General features: G+C 60.3%; 20 protein-coding genes and 1 tRNA gene. 11 read left to right on the top strand and 10 right to left on the bottom strand.

Annotated features, from left to right (window positions below):
- The first annotated feature begins 111 nt into the window (after nt 1-111).
- Complete coding sequence (locus NLY37_RS09845) at nt 112-417, top strand: hypothetical protein (RefSeq protein WP_023741382.1); 306 nt, start codon at nt 112-114, stop codon at nt 415-417.
- A 166-nt stretch (nt 418-583) separates the two neighbouring features.
- Here NLY37_RS09845 and NLY37_RS09840 read toward each other — a convergent pair whose 3' ends face one another.
- The 5 genes from NLY37_RS09840 to NLY37_RS09820 all read right to left on the bottom strand — a co-directional run bounded on the left by NLY37_RS09840 (nt 584) and on the right by NLY37_RS09820 (nt 3,717).
- A complete protein-coding gene (locus NLY37_RS09840) occupies nt 584-1,327 on the bottom strand; it encodes a hypothetical protein (protein WP_156933915.1) in 744 nt (247 codons plus the stop codon).
- A gap of 372 nt (nt 1,328-1,699) precedes the next feature.
- A complete protein-coding gene (locus tag NLY37_RS09835; RefSeq protein ID WP_023740341.1) occupies nt 1,700-1,948 on the bottom strand; it encodes a hypothetical protein in 249 nt (82 codons plus the stop codon).
- 232 nt (nt 1,949-2,180) lie between these two features.
- Nucleotides 2,181-2,714, bottom strand: coding sequence for a J domain-containing protein (locus NLY37_RS09830; RefSeq protein WP_023740342.1), 534 nt, complete (start codon nt 2,712-2,714; stop codon nt 2,181-2,183).
- Nucleotides 2,715-2,998: 284 nt separating this feature from the next.
- Nucleotides 2,999-3,232, bottom strand: a complete 234-nt coding sequence (locus NLY37_RS09825) for a hypothetical protein (protein ID WP_033003015.1) — start codon at nt 3,230-3,232, stop codon at nt 2,999-3,001.
- A gap of 221 nt (nt 3,233-3,453) precedes the next feature.
- A complete protein-coding gene (locus tag NLY37_RS09820) occupies nt 3,454-3,717 on the bottom strand; it encodes a hypothetical protein (RefSeq protein WP_031246066.1) in 264 nt (87 codons plus the stop codon).
- Nucleotides 3,718-3,791: 74 nt separating this feature from the next.
- Between NLY37_RS09820 and NLY37_RS09815 the strand changes: the two genes are divergently transcribed.
- Nucleotides 3,792-4,013: a DUF768 domain-containing protein gene (locus NLY37_RS09815; protein ID WP_023741380.1), complete on the top strand. Its 222-nt coding sequence runs from the start codon at nt 3,792-3,794 to the stop codon at nt 4,011-4,013.
- A 147-nt stretch (nt 4,014-4,160) separates the two neighbouring features.
- On the opposite strand, the gene NLY37_RS09810 is transcribed toward NLY37_RS09815, so the two are convergent.
- Nucleotides 4,161-4,811, bottom strand: coding sequence for a hypothetical protein (locus NLY37_RS09810; protein WP_023741379.1), 651 nt, complete (start codon nt 4,809-4,811; stop codon nt 4,161-4,163).
- A 166-nt stretch (nt 4,812-4,977) separates the two neighbouring features.
- Here NLY37_RS09810 and NLY37_RS09805 point away from each other — a divergent pair, with 166 nt between their 5' ends.
- The 3 genes from NLY37_RS09805 to NLY37_RS09795 all read left to right on the top strand — a co-directional run bounded on the left by NLY37_RS09805 (nt 4,978) and on the right by NLY37_RS09795 (nt 6,118).
- Nucleotides 4,978-5,166, top strand: a complete 189-nt coding sequence (locus NLY37_RS09805) for a hypothetical protein (protein WP_031246063.1) — start codon at nt 4,978-4,980, stop codon at nt 5,164-5,166.
- A gap of 331 nt (nt 5,167-5,497) precedes the next feature.
- Complete coding sequence (locus tag NLY37_RS09800) at nt 5,498-5,716, top strand: hypothetical protein (RefSeq protein ID WP_023741377.1); 219 nt, start codon at nt 5,498-5,500, stop codon at nt 5,714-5,716.
- 75 nt (nt 5,717-5,791) lie between these two features.
- Nucleotides 5,792-6,118, top strand: a complete 327-nt coding sequence (locus NLY37_RS09795) for a hypothetical protein (RefSeq protein ID WP_023706971.1) — start codon at nt 5,792-5,794, stop codon at nt 6,116-6,118.
- Nucleotides 6,119-6,270: 152 nt separating this feature from the next.
- On the opposite strand, the gene NLY37_RS09790 is transcribed toward NLY37_RS09795, so the two are convergent.
- Nucleotides 6,271-6,346, bottom strand: a tRNA-Thr gene (locus NLY37_RS09790).
- Between the two features lie 158 nt (nt 6,347-6,504).
- On the opposite strand from NLY37_RS09790, the gene NLY37_RS09785 reads away from it, so the two are divergent.
- The 3 genes from NLY37_RS09785 to NLY37_RS09775 all read left to right on the top strand — a co-directional run bounded on the left by NLY37_RS09785 (nt 6,505) and on the right by NLY37_RS09775 (nt 7,523).
- Complete coding sequence (locus NLY37_RS09785; protein ID WP_023695307.1) at nt 6,505-6,672, top strand: hypothetical protein; 168 nt, start codon at nt 6,505-6,507, stop codon at nt 6,670-6,672.
- Nucleotides 6,673-6,799: 127 nt separating this feature from the next.
- A complete protein-coding gene (locus NLY37_RS09780) occupies nt 6,800-7,012 on the top strand; it encodes a hypothetical protein (RefSeq protein ID WP_023741376.1) in 213 nt (70 codons plus the stop codon).
- 202 nt (nt 7,013-7,214) lie between these two features.
- On the top strand, nt 7,215-7,523 hold the full coding sequence (locus tag NLY37_RS09775) for a BA14K family protein (protein WP_023667455.1): 309 nt from the start codon (nt 7,215-7,217) through the stop codon (nt 7,521-7,523).
- A 76-nt stretch (nt 7,524-7,599) separates the two neighbouring features.
- Here the strand turns inward: NLY37_RS09775 and NLY37_RS09770 are convergent, their stop codons facing one another.
- Together NLY37_RS09770 and bhcR are read right to left on the bottom strand one after the other, a co-directional pair.
- On the bottom strand, nt 7,600-7,962 hold the full coding sequence (locus NLY37_RS09770) for a hypothetical protein (RefSeq protein ID WP_245270859.1): 363 nt from the start codon (nt 7,960-7,962) through the stop codon (nt 7,600-7,602).
- 47 nt (nt 7,963-8,009) lie between these two features.
- Nucleotides 8,010-8,828, bottom strand: a complete 819-nt coding sequence (gene bhcR / locus NLY37_RS09765; protein WP_023681470.1) for an HTH-type transcriptional regulator BhcR — start codon at nt 8,826-8,828, stop codon at nt 8,010-8,012.
- 204 nt (nt 8,829-9,032) lie between these two features.
- On the opposite strand from bhcR, the gene gcl reads away from it, so the two are divergent.
- The 3 genes from gcl (at nt 9,033) to NLY37_RS09750 (ending at nt 12,725) form a co-directional block, all read left to right on the top strand.
- Entirely contained in the window at nt 9,033-10,814 is a 1,782-nt protein-coding gene (gene gcl, locus NLY37_RS09760) for a glyoxylate carboligase (RefSeq protein ID WP_286442218.1), read from the top strand.
- 26 nt (nt 10,815-10,840) lie between these two features.
- A complete protein-coding gene (hyi, locus tag NLY37_RS09755; protein WP_023741374.1) occupies nt 10,841-11,638 on the top strand; it encodes a hydroxypyruvate isomerase in 798 nt (265 codons plus the stop codon).
- 199 nt (nt 11,639-11,837) lie between these two features.
- Complete coding sequence (locus tag NLY37_RS09750; protein WP_023741373.1) at nt 11,838-12,725, top strand: 2-hydroxy-3-oxopropionate reductase; 888 nt, start codon at nt 11,838-11,840, stop codon at nt 12,723-12,725.
- 43 nt (nt 12,726-12,768) lie between these two features.
- Here the strand turns inward: NLY37_RS09750 and rlmB are convergent, their stop codons facing one another.
- Nucleotides 12,769-13,620, bottom strand: a complete 852-nt coding sequence (gene rlmB / locus NLY37_RS09745; protein ID WP_023681467.1) for a 23S rRNA (guanosine(2251)-2'-O)-methyltransferase RlmB — start codon at nt 13,618-13,620, stop codon at nt 12,769-12,771.
- Between the last annotated feature and the right edge of the window lie 44 nt (nt 13,621-13,664).

The raw sequence follows: 13,664 nt of genomic DNA, 5'->3' as shown, positions 1-13,664 counted from the left end.
TTCGATCAATACCCAATCAATCACTCAACGACCACACCGTCCCGCTGGTTGCGAGCTAAAACACCGCCGGCCTTGGTTTGAAAAATGGGCTGACAGCCTTGGAGGCGCATTATGACAAAGATCTTTGATATCCTGGTGGGAAGCATGGCCATTGGAGCCGTTCTCGCAAATCTTTGCATGCCGGCGAACGCCGCAGTTGGCGACGACGGAACCACTGCACTCATTGGCACGAGCGGTGCCACTGTCGGAACCGAGTCCCCCGACAATCCGACCAATACGGATCTGACTCGCATTGTCGACGCTATGTCGAGCGCCGAAATCACTCGGTTCAAGAAGCGCTGCATCGACGTGATCGAGAGCCGGGGCGCTTATGATCGTGACCTGCGCCAGCTCTGCCTGCTGATCTGGCGCCACTAACCAATCGTTCGCAAGTGCCGGAGCTGTCGACATGACACTCTCCAGTTCCGACACTGGAGGCCCGCCCACCGAAAGGTTGGCGGGCTTTTAGATAGCGGCCCTTACCCTACGGTTGGGTAAGTGTTTCCGCCCGATTACCGCGCCGCATCCCGCTCCATCGCGATCTTCACTGCACTTCCCAATCAATCCCACCGTCTGAGTCCGAATGCTTGGCCCTGAAGGTTTCAAGATAGTCGACTATTTGAGGGTCGTTCGGGTCCAATGCTTGCCAATGTGGATCATCGTCGACGTTGGCCAGATCGAGAAATTCGGTGATGTCCACCCCGCCATTGAGGGCAGCAACGCCAGAGTTCAAAACCAAATATCTCAGGTTGAAGTCAACGCGAAAATCGGGTGACCGGAAGAACTTGGCCCTGCCGCAATTCGCGAAGGGCCGGGCTCGGAAGTGGTCCATCAGGCGCTGCTTTTCAGCAATACCTTCAGTCACTGAAAGCACGTATATTTCCGGCCGTGACAGGCTTTCGTTGATCGGGCCGGCCGGCTTTCTCATGGCGCCCCAGAGATGAGGCAAGCCAATCGCAGAGAAGAAATCCTGGCCGATCGGCTCGCCGGGCCAAAATTTGGCGTTGTATGGTCGAACGACAACACGATCGCGCCGAGTGCCGCAACAAACGGTCGCAGGATTTCCTGGAAATCGAGTTGATATTCCGCGACTTCGATGGGGCCCGTAAGGTAGTCTTTGACGCATGCGAATACACGCTCTCAAGCAAGTGATCGAAGCGCCGCAGATAAAACACCACTTCACCTCGGCGCCAACATCCAACAGGCCTTCGAAAAAAGGTTGGATGAGCGCTTGCTCGAGAAAATTCTCGCCTGACATTAGTGCGGTTTCTAAATGCTTTAGATCCATCGCGGCCTCCCTTCCGGCGAAGGGATTTATTCACTCTTTTTTTGCAAAGGAGGTTCAAAGGTACGGTTTCGTACAGGGGAGGCCCCGGCCTAATCGGCCAACATTGAGCGTGGTCGGCGCTGTCGGGGGCAACGCTACAGTTGGGTGACGTGACGGTGCCGACCACACTGGAGAGTGGCATTAACCACACCCCGATCCTACCCGCAGAATGACAGCGCAGCAATTAAGCCTGATGGTCTAATCCGCGCTGCAACCATAACCCGATTTAAACTCGGTCCCTTCCCGAGTGCCCGTATGAGTTTGAGCTGTGAAGCACCTGCGCGGCGAGGAGGACCTCCGCCACGCCTCACTGCAGGACTTCCACGAGGAGAACTAGCCCGGAGGCTTCTCCCGCGGCTGTGCCGGTCCTGTCATGTTCGGCTGGATGAATGGCGCCCTCTTGCCGGTAATGGTCTGAACCGACTTCAACAGCGGTCGATGGACCTCACGTAGAGCTTGGTAGTGCTCGCTGTGATACGCCAGGAGCGGCCCGACGATGCTCTTGTGCAGCGCTTCGGCTGCCGCGATGAAGCGCTCGATTTCAGCCCGGGAAAGCTGTTCGGAAGGTTTGGTTCTGGCCATTGGCGATCTCCGCTTGAGGGGGTCGCCGCAACGAGGACTACAATCCTACATGCCGGACTGCCTCACAATAGGGCTCGCTGGCCTACTTCGAGGGAAGCGATAGGACCAGCGTCAGCATGATCCTCATTGCCCCGTCCGCAAGCGGCCACCGAAGACCCTATTTCCTCAGCCTATCTGGTCTCGGCAAAATGACGCGCGAGGCTCCTTGCGGAATCTTGGGCAGATACCCTCTCTATTCTCTACTCAGGAGCCGAATGCTGGTATCGCGACGCAGTTCGGAATCGGCGCGATCGACGCCTTCAACCGTGATCGCGATTGTCCCGTTCTCAATTCTTGCAATCCATCCCTTTGCCTTCATGTACCAGAGATGAAACTCCAGATGCTCTGGTGGACAGCCTAACAACCGTTCGATTTCGACGTCGCCAATGCCCGGATTGCCGACATCCTGGCGGCGCTTCACATAGAGCAGCGAAAGCAGTTTGGCCTGGACCAAAGCATCCTTCTCGACCCCTTTGGGGTCGCTTGCCTCCTCGACCAATTTAAGCCGCTCACCGGCATGCTCTCGATAGGAGATATCGTACTGGGCGCGCTTAACGGGATCCCTCAAGACGTTGTGTGCTTCTACTATTTCGCTGAAGCGGGCTTCGTTTCCAGTTTGCTGATTGTCGGGATGATAGCGCATCGCAAAGTAGCGGAATATTCGCTCAAGTGTCTCCGAGTTGGCGTTTGGGCTGATCTCCAAGAGTTCGTAGTAATCGACGAACAATGCGCTGCTCCCTCAAACATCGCTCGACAGCCGCGAGGGCCGACCGCCTACATGGCGATGCAGTGCCCTCACTCGTCGAGTTCATATACGGACAATACATTGCGCCCGGGGTCAAGATGAGCGGGAGCTAATGGACGTCAGCCAAGGCGACTCCCGCGCGGGGTGCAACGAAAATGGCCGGCGCCGCAGTGGGAGATTGCCTGATCAGCGCCGGCCGGAGTTAGGGGTGGAACTCAATGCCGAAGCCGCCTGCGCAGCCAAGGTTGGGGTTTGACCGCGCCGTCCTATAATGGGGCAGCGCGGTCAGGCGGTTTCGTCATCACGCGCAATTGCATCTGGTCGATCGTTGCGACGATGGCAGCCGCCAGCGCTTCCGCCTCATCCATGAGCCCCGGCCCATAGAGACCGTTCACCGCTTCCTCGCTAGGCAGCACGCCGGGCGGGCAGTGGTCCTCGATTGTGCGCCGGATGAGCGTCAACGCTGCCCGGCATTCGTCGGCTTCGATCTTCATAACCATTGAAACATGCGTTTGAGCTAAAATGTTCCGGAACCGATTTCGGGCTCGCGGCTTGAGACGGTGAGGGAAGAACACTAGTCATGCACGACGACCAATCACCCGATGCGCAGGGCCGGTTGGCGAGAGAAGTTCGGCCTCATCTTTTATCCCGGCCATGTAGTTGGCAATGATCCGAGAGACCCGCTTTCGAAGCAGCCGTTAGGGCGGTAAGGTCGGGAAAGCTAGAGCTTCACCAGCCGCACAACATCAAGCGCGACCGTCACCACCGGGCCACCCAGGCTGATCGTTACGGCGTCCTTCTCGACCCGTGTGATGCTGCCGATCAGTTCGATGGTCTGACCTTTGACCACCTTCGTGGTGCTATCCCGAACGGAATGCGGAAATCCGTAGGTCGGGATCGACACGCTGATCCTGTCGTCAGTGACGCGTCGAATAATGGTGGCGTCGATCGCCACCTCATCGCCGATCTTGAGACCACTAGCCATGCACTGGAGTCTGGTGCGGCCGTCTCAGGGGTCAAGTAGCGGAACCTAATATGCGCCTTTGAACTTATCGGCTGATGAGCACACGCGGCATCAACTTTCTCGATCGGTGGATGGCAGAGCACCTGCCCAACGCAATGACTGATGATCCAGTGGCGGTTAGCGACCTCGCTGACGAAATGATGAAATCTGCGGAGCGTGAGGAAATCGGTGCCGACGAGATCAAGGAGGAGGTCGGCAGCGTCTATGAGGTCATCTTCGAGGCGATGCACCACCGGGAAGGCAGCTTGGCCGAATAACCCTTGCCGTCCAGGTCCAGTGAGGAATATAATCCTTCGTTGAGGCGACCCCTTCAACGGAGATCGTCATGCCCAAAAGACTCTCGCCCATGCCGGCCATCAGGAGGCACGCGGTTTTGCCTGGCACCGGTTCGCTTTAGCCAGCGATCAGATCGTCGTACCGGTATTTGTCCACGCCCCCCCTCTTCCCCGAAGAGAGGATGCGACTGTTTCACCAAAGAGTCCAGAAGACGAGCACAGCGGCCTCGGAAGGGAATGAAGCGGCCGGCACCGCCGACAACCTGGCCGGGCATCTAGGTAGACCGCATAATCACGTAGCGCAGTGTTGCTGTCTACGCAGCGGTGGCCGAAGATCCTCTTGATGTATTCGTTTGTCTTTCGGCCCGATTGCCGAATTGCATCCTTTTCGGATGCCTTCAGTGCCGTACCGTGTAAATACTCGTCAAGCTCCACGTCGCTCATGCGATCCAAAACGGGGTACTGCTGGAACTCATTGGTAAAGGCGCCGATGGCGTTGTGAGCCCAGACTAGCCGGTTCCACATCTCCGGCAGAACTTCAAACTCACTCTGATGGAGCTTAGTCGCACGATCGAACAATGTGTTGATCCGAAAGCGCAGCCGTTCCAATTCCTGCTCTTGGCCACTCTTCAGCGCTTCGAGCTGCTTGTCGAATTTCGACTTCAGCCAAGGCTCGCCGAAGAACCGAAAAATTGCGTAGGCAGCGGCGGCGATGGAGCCACCATATAGCAGAAAAGATCCGAGAGTTTGCAAAGCAAACTGGTAAATCTGATCGGTCATTTCACTTCATTCCTATGGCTGCGTCAGGCCAATTCGGCAGGATGCGCTCGCTATAGGCGCTGTTACCAGTGAGGTGTCGACGTCAGCCGATCCAAACGCCGTCTCTCCAGGTGCCAAGTTGGAGAGGAGAGCACCGCCTACTTGAACAGCCCTCCCGGCGGAATCCATGAATGCGCAACTGACGAAAACAGAGTCGAAGGCGTTCGTGCCGGAGTTTGTGACACGAGCGATGGCACTGGCGATGTGGCGCCGATTGTCGATCATCAGCGAATCGACGGTCACGCTTAAACCAGACGCCAATGCGACAAGTGCGATGAGCATACTTCCCCCCGTGAACAAGCATCGCGCCAGATGAGCGCGAACGCAAGCAGCCTCCCTTCGAAGCGCGTGCTTGACGAAATCAGCGAATAAGCAAAGTGTGTCCGTGGGCTGAACACCCGGACCTGGAATACGGCGGCGCAACCCTTGGCGGGGCGGCTTCACCGAAAAAGCGAAACTTGGATGCCCTGACAGGCTTCCTAGACGCATGTGGAGCGCCTTGGCGGGCGTCCAACTCGGCTTTTATGGCCGGGGGCGGACGCTATGTCCAGAGGGAAACCTTAAAGGCGTTCGGCTTGTCTTCCAGGCAAGTGTCTGGCGCTGCTCGCCATGCGGGCCTGAACAGCCCTTCCTGGGGACATTTCAACATGACATCACAGGCAACAACCAGCGACCGGCGGCATTTGCTGGTCGGACTGGCCTCGCTTCCGGCCATAGCGGGCGCTGTAGCGCTGGCGCCGCCCGCAACTATCCCGTCCGATCTGATGGAGAAGATCAAGGCGTGGCAGGCAGCGCTGGCCGCCCTGAGCGCGGCACACGATGCCTACAGCGCAAGCCTCCAACCGCCTTTTCCAAACATTGCTTGATGCCGGCGAAACGAGCCGGTGGCACCGTGATGAAATGATGACGGCGCTGGCGTTCCTCGATCAGGAACGCGTGTCATGACCGGCCACATTCGCGTTCTAAAGCCCTACGGCATGCCTAGGGGAACAGACCCGCGCGTCTGGCGCCAGTCCGTCGAGAAGCGACTCAACGACCTCCTGGACCGTGCCATGAGCCTGATAACGGCACTGGATCTCATGCAGGCGGATTGCGATCTGGAGGAAACGGCAGACGACGAGCCGTCGCTTGGCTGCCTTGATGATCTGGAGCTAGACAACGCCGACGACGAGGAAGGCGCCGACGCAGAGCCATGCCCGGACACCTACGGCGAAACGGTGATGTGGGGCGATGACCTGAAATCGCAGGAAGTGCTGGCGTCCCTCTAACGTCGGTTCTTGGTCAAAGTGACCAAGAATAGGGTTTCCAGACTGGCCCGATGCCTCACGGTGTCGGGCTTTTTGTTACCCTATTTGTTACCCAGAGCGGATTTGTCAGCGGGATGACGCTAAGGGAATGTTCGCTAACGTGTTGATTTTGCTGGTGCCCCCGGACGGAATCGAACCGCCGACCTTCGGTTTACAAAACCGCTGCTCTACCAGCTGAGCTACAAGGGCACGGCGCTCCGGTTAGCATATTTGCCGCGCCAGTAAAGACAAAACTCCGTTTTCGATCGCTAAGGGACCCCGCCGAGGTGGGCGGGCCGCCATGCTGAAAACCGCCAATGCGATCCCTACATATCTCTCAGGTGCAAACGCATCGAACGGGGTGTCGCATGATCAGACTTGTCATCATCCTGCCGCTTGTCGTCATTGCCTGGCTGCTTGCGGTAAAGCTCATCAGGGACGTGAAGAGCGCCAATGTCGACTGGACCGGCATCGCCGCCATCGTCGGTTTTATCGCGATGGCGTTTTGGCTGCGGCATGTGACTGGGATGGGGTGAATGGTGAATGGGCAAACGCCTTTCGGACCATTGACTACTCACTACTCGCTCAAAACCTCGAACCTTTCACCACGTCACCGCGACTGATCTCCAGAGGCGAATGGTCGCCTCGATCAAGGAGATCATCATGTTGAAGCGCAGTCTTACTTCGGGCCTGGTCGCCATCTTCGTCGCCACCGGCGCGCTCGCCGGTACCGTGCAGTCGTCCTCCGCTCACAGCCATCATCACCACCATCATCACAAGCACCACGACAAGCCCTGGTGGTGGTGGAACCATCACCACAAGCACCATCACCACAAGCATCATCATCACCACGGCAAGGTGATCATCTTCCTTTGAGCGAGACGACCTGCCTCGCGGAAGGGCGGCTTCGGCCGCCCTTTTTTGCGTTGAGCGCTCGATCGATCAGATCTTGGTTTCCATCGGCTGATTTCCGGCCTTCAAGAAAATCCCAAATTCTTTCGAACCTTTTTCCGCGCCGAAACGACAGATGATCAAGAGGCGGATGGATCGCCTCTCGCAACGAAACAAGGAGATCGTCATGTTCACGCGCAAAATCGCTTCTGCCCTCATCGCCAGCACCGTCGCCGCCACCTCGCTGGTCGGCACCGTCCAGCCGTCGGCCGCCCACAGCCATCACCACAACCGCGAAATCGGCATCGGCATCGCCGCCGGCGTCGGCGGCTTCGTGCTCGGCAGCCTGCTCAACCAGCAGCCCCGCACCGTCTATGTCGACGACGAGGGTGGCTCCTGGCACGTCCGCCGCTGCGCCAACCGCTACGCCAGTTACGATCCGTACTCCGACACCTATGTCGGCTATGACGGCTACCGCCACTATTGCCGCCTTTAGGAGGAGGCACCCCCACACGGAAAGGAGGGGCTGTACGCAGCCCCTCCTTCCTGATTTGAGCGCGCCGCGGTGCGGGCTACGGTTCGGAGATCGGCAATCCCGCTGCACGGCAGATGCGGGCAACACTCGCATTCTGCGATTGATCGCCCGTGGCGATGAGTTCGAAGCTGCTTCCTTCATCCGGATAGATCTTGGCGGCGAACGGTTGGTCTGTTGTATGACCACCGGACGACGTCTTTGCAGCGACATGGCCGCAGACCAGGATTTCGCGGCGGCCGTCGAGCGTTCGCTCGCCGGCACGCATCGTCCCGAATTTGGCGGATACAGGATCATGTAAATGCTGGCGAATGCCGATCGTGATTGTCTCCTCCAAAGCGAGCGAGATCGGAATCTCGCTGACTTGCTGGGAGACAGGGGCGGGCTCGGGCACCGTCGCCACGCATCCGCACAGTGAAGCGGCGAGCAAAAGCTGAAGCGTTCTCCGCATTATAATCGGAACCCGCCGATCATCCTCGTCACCTCAGCGGCGGCGTCGCGCACCAGCGGCCCGATCTCGTCCAGCCGCTCCATCGTCACCCGCACCGTCGGTCCGGAGACCGAGACACCGCCGATCGGCTCGCCGAACTCGTTGAAAATGGCGGCGGCCACGCAGCGCATGCCGGGATGCCGCTCCTCGTCGTCGACCGACCAGCCGCGGTGCTTGATGACAGCCAGGTCATGGGCCAGCGCCGAAATGTCGGACAGCGTCTTGTCGGTGAAGCGCTGCAGGCCCGACTTGCGCAGGATGGCGGCGACGCGTTCCGGCTCGAGCTGCGCCAGCACCGCCTTGCCGATGCCCGAGGCATGGAAGGAGCTGCGCGTGCCCGGGCGGAAGAAGGCGCGGATCGCCTGATGGGTCTCGACCTGGCTGACGAAAACGACGCAATCGTCCTCGGCGACGCCGAGATTGGCGGTTTCACCGGTCTTCTCCATCAATTCCTGCATGACCACGCGGGCCCGGTCGACAAGCTTGCGGCGGCGCAGGAAGGCGGCACCCATGCGGTAGGTCTCGACGCCGATCGACCACAGCTGGTCCGATGTATCGAACTCGACCATGCCGTGGTTCTGCAGCGTCGTCAGCATGCGGTAGGCGGTGGACGCCGCGAGCTCGCTACGCGCTGAAATCTCGCTCAGCGACAGGCCACTGCCTTCAGCGACGATGGCCAGGATGCGCAAGGCCCGGTCCAGCGACTGTACAGAACCGGCCTCGGACGGACCGTTGAAAGCGCGCGGCCGGCCGCGCTGGCGTTTTTCGCTGGTTTCCATGGCGGCATTGTCGCCGGTTTCGCCGAAATCGCAATGAAAAACTTTTTCATCGATTTTGATGGCCGGATTCATGGAAAACGAAAAACCTAGGGGAATCAGTATTTAGAAGCGGTTTTCTCGAAATGAAAAATTATTCTGAAAAAATTGAAGAATGAAAACGACACTGGCATTGTCAACCAACCAACAATCTTGAGGAGGCTGGACATGGCCAGGATGCGCGCTGTCGATGCAGCGGTTCTCGTTCTCGAAAAGGAAGGCGTTTCCTGCGGCTTCGGTGTGCCGGGCGCGGCGATCAATCCGTTCTATTCGGCGCTGAAGGCGAGGGGCTCGATCCGCCACATCCTGGCTCGTCACGTCGAAGCGGCCTCGCATATGGCCGAAGGCTACACGAGAGCCAAATCCGGCAATATCGGGCTGTGCATCGGCACCTCGGGCCCGGCCGGCACCGACATGGTCACCGGGCTCTATTCGGCGGCGGCGGACTCCATCCCGATCCTGTGCATCACCGGTCAGGCGCCGCGGGCACGGCTCAACAAGGAGGATTTCCAGGCGGTCGATATCGCCGCCATAGCCGCACCCGTCGCCAAATGGGCGGTCACGGTCATGGAGCCCTATCTCGTGCCGATGGCGCTGCAGAAGGCATTTCACCTGATGCGCTCGTCGCGACCGGGCCCGGTGCTCATCGACCTGCCGGTCGACGTGCAATTGGCCGAGATCGAATTCGATATCGATGCCTATGAACCGCTGGTCCCGTTCAAGCCGGCAATGTCGCGCGCCCAGGCCGAAAAGGCCTTGGCGATGCTCAATGCCGCGGAAAAGCCGCTGATCGTCGCCGGCGGCGGCATCATCAACGCCGATGCGTCGGATCTGTTGATCGAATTCGCCGAGATAACGGGCGTGCCGGTCATCCCGACGCTAATGGGCTGGGGCGCGATCCCCGACGACCACCGGCTGATGGCCGGCATGTGCGGGCTGCAGACCTCGCATCGCTACGGCAATGCGACGATGTTGGAAGCCGACTTCGTTTTCGGCATAGGCAACCGCTGGGCCAACCGCCACACCGGTTCGGTCGATGTCTACACCAAGGGCAAGAAATTCATCCATGTCGACATCGAACCGACCCAGATCGGCCGGGTGTTCGCGCCGGATCTCGGCGTCGTCTCGGACGCCGGTGCGGCACTAAAGATGCTGCTCGACGTCGCCACCGAATGGAAGACGGCAGGAAAGCTGCGCGACTGGTCGGGCTGGGCGAGGGAATGCCAGACCCGCAAGAAGACGATGAAGCGCAAGACTCATTTCGAGCAGGTGCCGCTGAAGCCGCAGCGCGTCTATGAGGAGATGAACAAGGCGTTCGGCCGCGACACCACCTACGTCACCACGATCGGCCTCTCGCAGATCGCCGGGGCGCAGTTCCTGCATGTCTACAAGCCGCGCAACTGGATCAATTGCGGCCAGGCCGGCCCGCTCGGCTGGACGCTGCCGGCAGCGCTTGGCGTGCGCGCCGCCGATCCGGATCGCACCATCGTGGCGCTGTCGGGCGACTATGATTTTCAGTTCATGATCGAGGAACTGGCGGCCGGCGCACAGCACAAACTGCCGTATATCCACGTCGTCGTGAACAACGCCTATCTCGGCCTGATCCGCCAGGCGCAGCGCGGTTTTGCGATGGATTTCGAGGTCAGCCTCGCCTTCGAGAACGTCAACCGCTCCAACGATCCGGAGGCCGGCTACGGCGTCGACCATGTCGCGGTCGCCGAAGCCATGGGCTGCAAGGCGGTGCGGGTGCGCAAGCCGGAAGAGTTCGCCGGCGCGTTCAAGGAAGCGCAGCGGCTGATGAAGGAATACCAGGTGCCGGTGGTGCTCGAATTCATCCTCGAACGCGTCACCAACATTTCCATGGGCACGGAAATCGACAAGATCACCGAATTCGAGGACCTTGCCGAAAGCCATGAGGATGCGCCGACGGCCATCGTGTTGCTCGATTAAGATTGGCGGGAAGAAGGAGAAAAAGAATGCCGCGTTTTTCAGCCAATCTGTCGATGCTCTTTGGCGAGCACGATTTCCTCGACCGTTTCGATGCCGCCGCCCGCGCCGGCTTCAAGGGCGTCGAATATATCGGCCCCTATGATCATGCGCCCGAGATCGTTGCGGCGCGGCTGAAGAAGAACGGCCTGAACCAGGTGCTTTTCAACCTGCCGGCCGGCGACTGGGGCAAGGGCGAGCGCGGCATCGCGGTGCTACCCGACCGCGTGCCGGAATTCCGGCAAGGCATCGCCAAGGCGATCAGCTATGCCCATGCGCTGGGCTGCGAGCAGGTCAATTGCCTCGCCGGCATCGCGCCGCAGGGCGTGGATCGTTCGGTGCTGGAAAATACCTTTGCCGAAAACCTGGCGTTTGCGGCCGAGAAGCTGGAGCAGGCCGGCATCCGGCTTTTGATCGAGCCGATCAACACGCGTGACATCCCGGGCTTCTTCCTGAACTATTCGGAGCAGGCGCTGGCGCTGATCGAGCGCGTCGGTTCGAAGAACCTCTATCTGCAATACGACATCTATCACATGCAGATCATGGAGGGGGATCTCGCCCGTACCATCGAGGCCAACCTCGGCCGCATCGCGCATATCCAGCTTGCGGACAATCCCGGCCGTCACGAGCCGGGGACGGGCGAGATCAATTATCCCTTCCTCTACGAGCATATCGACCGGATTGGTTATTCCGGCTGGGTCGGGGCGGAATACAAGCCGAAGGCGGGGACTGAGGCCGGGCTGGAGTGGTTTCGGGAGCTTAACGGGCAGGGGAGTGCCGCGGCTTAGCTGTTACGATTGAAGTCGCGTTCCTTCGCGCCCCCCTCTGGCCTGCCGGCCATCTCCCCCACAGGTGGGGAGATCGGACGTCATCCCGGCTTTCGCTCCCCAACATTGCAGGGTGAGCGAGGCGCCGAAACTGCCAATCTCCCCACAAGTGGGGGAGATGGGGGCGCGAAGGAACTCAGCCTCAACAAAGGAGAAAACAATGGAAACCATCGGCTTCATCGGTCTCGGCATCATGGGCGCGCCGATGGCGGGGCATTTGCTGGATGCCGGCTACACCGTCATCGCCAGCGACCACCGCTCGAAGCCGCCGGCCGATCTCGTCGCCAAGGGCTTGAGAAGCATCACCGGCCACGCGGCAGTGGCCAAGGCCGCGGATATCATCATCACAATGGTCCCAGACACGCCGCAGGTAGCCGAGGTGCTGTTCGGCGAGAACGGTGTCGCTTCCGGCCTGAGCAAGGGCAAGCTGGTCATCGACATGAGCTCGATCTCGCCGATCGAGACCAAGGTTTTCGCGAAGAAAATCAACGATCTCGGCTGCGACTATCTTGACGCGCCGGTGTCGGGCGGCGAGGTCGGCGCAAAGGCGGCGTCCCTGACCATCATGGTCGGCGGCGAGGACAAGGCGTTCGAGCGCGCCAAGCCCGTGTTCGAAAAGATGGGCAAGAACGTCACGCTTGTCGGCCCGAACGGCGTCGGCCAGACCACCAAGGTTGCCAACCAGATCGTCGTAGCCCTGACCATCGAGGCGGTCGCCGAGGCGCTGGTCTTTGCCGCAAAAGCCGGCGCCGACCCCGCCAAGGTCCGGCAGGCGCTGATGGGCGGGCTGGCGGCATCGCGCATCCTCGAGGTGCATGGCGAGCGCATGATAAAGCGCACCTTCGCGCCGGGCTTCCGCATCGAACTGCACCAGAAGGATCTCAGCCTGGCGCTGGAAGGCGCCAAGGCGCTCGGCGTCTCATTGCCCAACACCTCGACGACGCAGCAGCTGTTTAACTCGTGCGCGGCGAATGGCGGGGCGAAAGAGGATCATTCGGCGCTGGTGCGGGCGCTGGAGCGGATGGCGGGGCATGAAGTGGGTGAATAGTGAACGGTGACGGTAAGAACGCTTTCCATTCAGCATTCACTATTCACTTTCCAAGGAACTTCCGTGCCGCATAAAGGCTCACCGCCGCGGCGTTCGACACGTTGAGCGAGCGGATGGCGCCGGGCATGTCGAGGCGGGCGAGTGTCGTCACCGTCTCGCGCGTCTTCTGGCGCAGGCCCTTGCCTTCGGCGCCGAGCACCAGGGCTATCTTTTCGCCTGAAAAACTCGTTTCGAGTTCGGCCGGCCCGTCCGAATCGAGGCCGATGGTCTGGAAGCCGGCTTCGTGCAGCTGTTCCAGCGCGTCGGCGAGGTTCTTCACCTCGACCTGGTCGATATGTTCCAGCGCGCCGGAGGCGGATTTGGCCAGCACGCCGGATTCCTGCGGGCTGTGGCGGGCCGTGGTGATCAGCGCACCGGCGCCGAAGGCGACCGCCGAGCGCAGGATGGCGCCGACATTGTGCGGGTCGGTGACCTGGTCGAGCACCAGCACCAGTTTGGTATCGCCGAGCGCGTCAAGGCGCTTGGGCTTCAGCGGCTCGGCCTCGATCAGCACGCCCTGGTGGACGGCGTCCGAACCGGTGATCTTGTCGATGTCCTTCGGCTCGACCAGTTCGGCCTTGAACGGCAAAGCGGCGAGGTCGGCGATCGCCAGCCGCTCGGCGGCATTGCGCGTCACCAACATCTTTCTGATCCGCCGGCGCGGATTGTCGAGCGCGGCGCGCACCGTGTGCAGGCCATAAAGCCGCACCAGCCCGTCGGCGGCGTTCTCGCCCGGCGGCACCGGCTGGCGCGGCCGGAAGGCAGGCGCGCCGCCGGCCTTCTCGTCGCGATGAGCGCGACGCAGCTTGGCGTAGTGGGTGTCTTTGGCGGTCTTGGACGTGTTGTCATTGCTCATGGCCGGCTTCTATAGCCGCGTCGCCGGGCCATGGATACAGGCAG

The organism is Mesorhizobium sp. C395A, assembly GCF_030323205.1.
In the GTDB taxonomy this organism is placed as follows: domain Bacteria; phylum Pseudomonadota; class Alphaproteobacteria; order Rhizobiales; family Rhizobiaceae; genus Mesorhizobium.
The sequence above is the reverse complement of the archived record's forward strand: the minus strand, read 5'-3'. Positions and strand labels throughout refer to the sequence as shown.

Excerpts from the sequence above, each read along its gene's own strand:
- NLY37_RS09845 (WP_023741382.1), top strand. The coding sequence starts at position 112 with ATGACAAAGATCTTTGATATCCTGGTGGGAAGCATGGCCATTGGAGCC.
- NLY37_RS09840 (WP_156933915.1), bottom strand. The coding sequence starts at position 1,327 with ATGGATCTAAAGCATTTAGAAACCGCACTAATGTCAGGCGAGAATTTT.
- NLY37_RS09835 (WP_023740341.1), bottom strand. The coding sequence starts at position 1,948 with ATGGCCAGAACCAAACCTTCCGAACAGCTTTCCCGGGCTGAAATCGAG.
- NLY37_RS09825 (WP_033003015.1), bottom strand. The coding sequence starts at position 3,232 with ATGGTTATGAAGATCGAAGCCGACGAATGCCGGGCAGCGTTGACGCTC.
- NLY37_RS09820 (WP_031246066.1), bottom strand. The coding sequence starts at position 3,717 with ATGGCTAGTGGTCTCAAGATCGGCGATGAGGTGGCGATCGACGCCACC.
- NLY37_RS09815 (WP_023741380.1), top strand. The coding sequence starts at position 3,792 with ATGAGCACACGCGGCATCAACTTTCTCGATCGGTGGATGGCAGAGCAC.
- NLY37_RS09810 (WP_023741379.1), bottom strand. The coding sequence starts at position 4,811 with ATGACCGATCAGATTTACCAGTTTGCTTTGCAAACTCTCGGATCTTTT.
- NLY37_RS09805 (WP_031246063.1), top strand. The coding sequence starts at position 4,978 with ATGAATGCGCAACTGACGAAAACAGAGTCGAAGGCGTTCGTGCCGGAG.
- NLY37_RS09800 (WP_023741377.1), top strand. The coding sequence starts at position 5,498 with ATGACATCACAGGCAACAACCAGCGACCGGCGGCATTTGCTGGTCGGA.
- NLY37_RS09795 (WP_023706971.1), top strand. The coding sequence starts at position 5,792 with ATGACCGGCCACATTCGCGTTCTAAAGCCCTACGGCATGCCTAGGGGA.
- NLY37_RS09785 (WP_023695307.1), top strand. The coding sequence starts at position 6,505 with ATGATCAGACTTGTCATCATCCTGCCGCTTGTCGTCATTGCCTGGCTG.
- NLY37_RS09780 (WP_023741376.1), top strand. The coding sequence starts at position 6,800 with ATGTTGAAGCGCAGTCTTACTTCGGGCCTGGTCGCCATCTTCGTCGCC.
- NLY37_RS09775 (WP_023667455.1), top strand. The coding sequence starts at position 7,215 with ATGTTCACGCGCAAAATCGCTTCTGCCCTCATCGCCAGCACCGTCGCC.
- bhcR (WP_023681470.1), bottom strand. The coding sequence starts at position 8,828 with ATGGAAACCAGCGAAAAACGCCAGCGCGGCCGGCCGCGCGCTTTCAAC.
- gcl (WP_286442218.1), top strand. The coding sequence starts at position 9,033 with ATGGCCAGGATGCGCGCTGTCGATGCAGCGGTTCTCGTTCTCGAAAAG.
- hyi (WP_023741374.1), top strand. The coding sequence starts at position 10,841 with ATGCCGCGTTTTTCAGCCAATCTGTCGATGCTCTTTGGCGAGCACGAT.
- NLY37_RS09750 (WP_023741373.1), top strand. The coding sequence starts at position 11,838 with ATGGAAACCATCGGCTTCATCGGTCTCGGCATCATGGGCGCGCCGATG.
- rlmB (WP_023681467.1), bottom strand. The coding sequence starts at position 13,620 with ATGAGCAATGACAACACGTCCAAGACCGCCAAAGACACCCACTACGCC.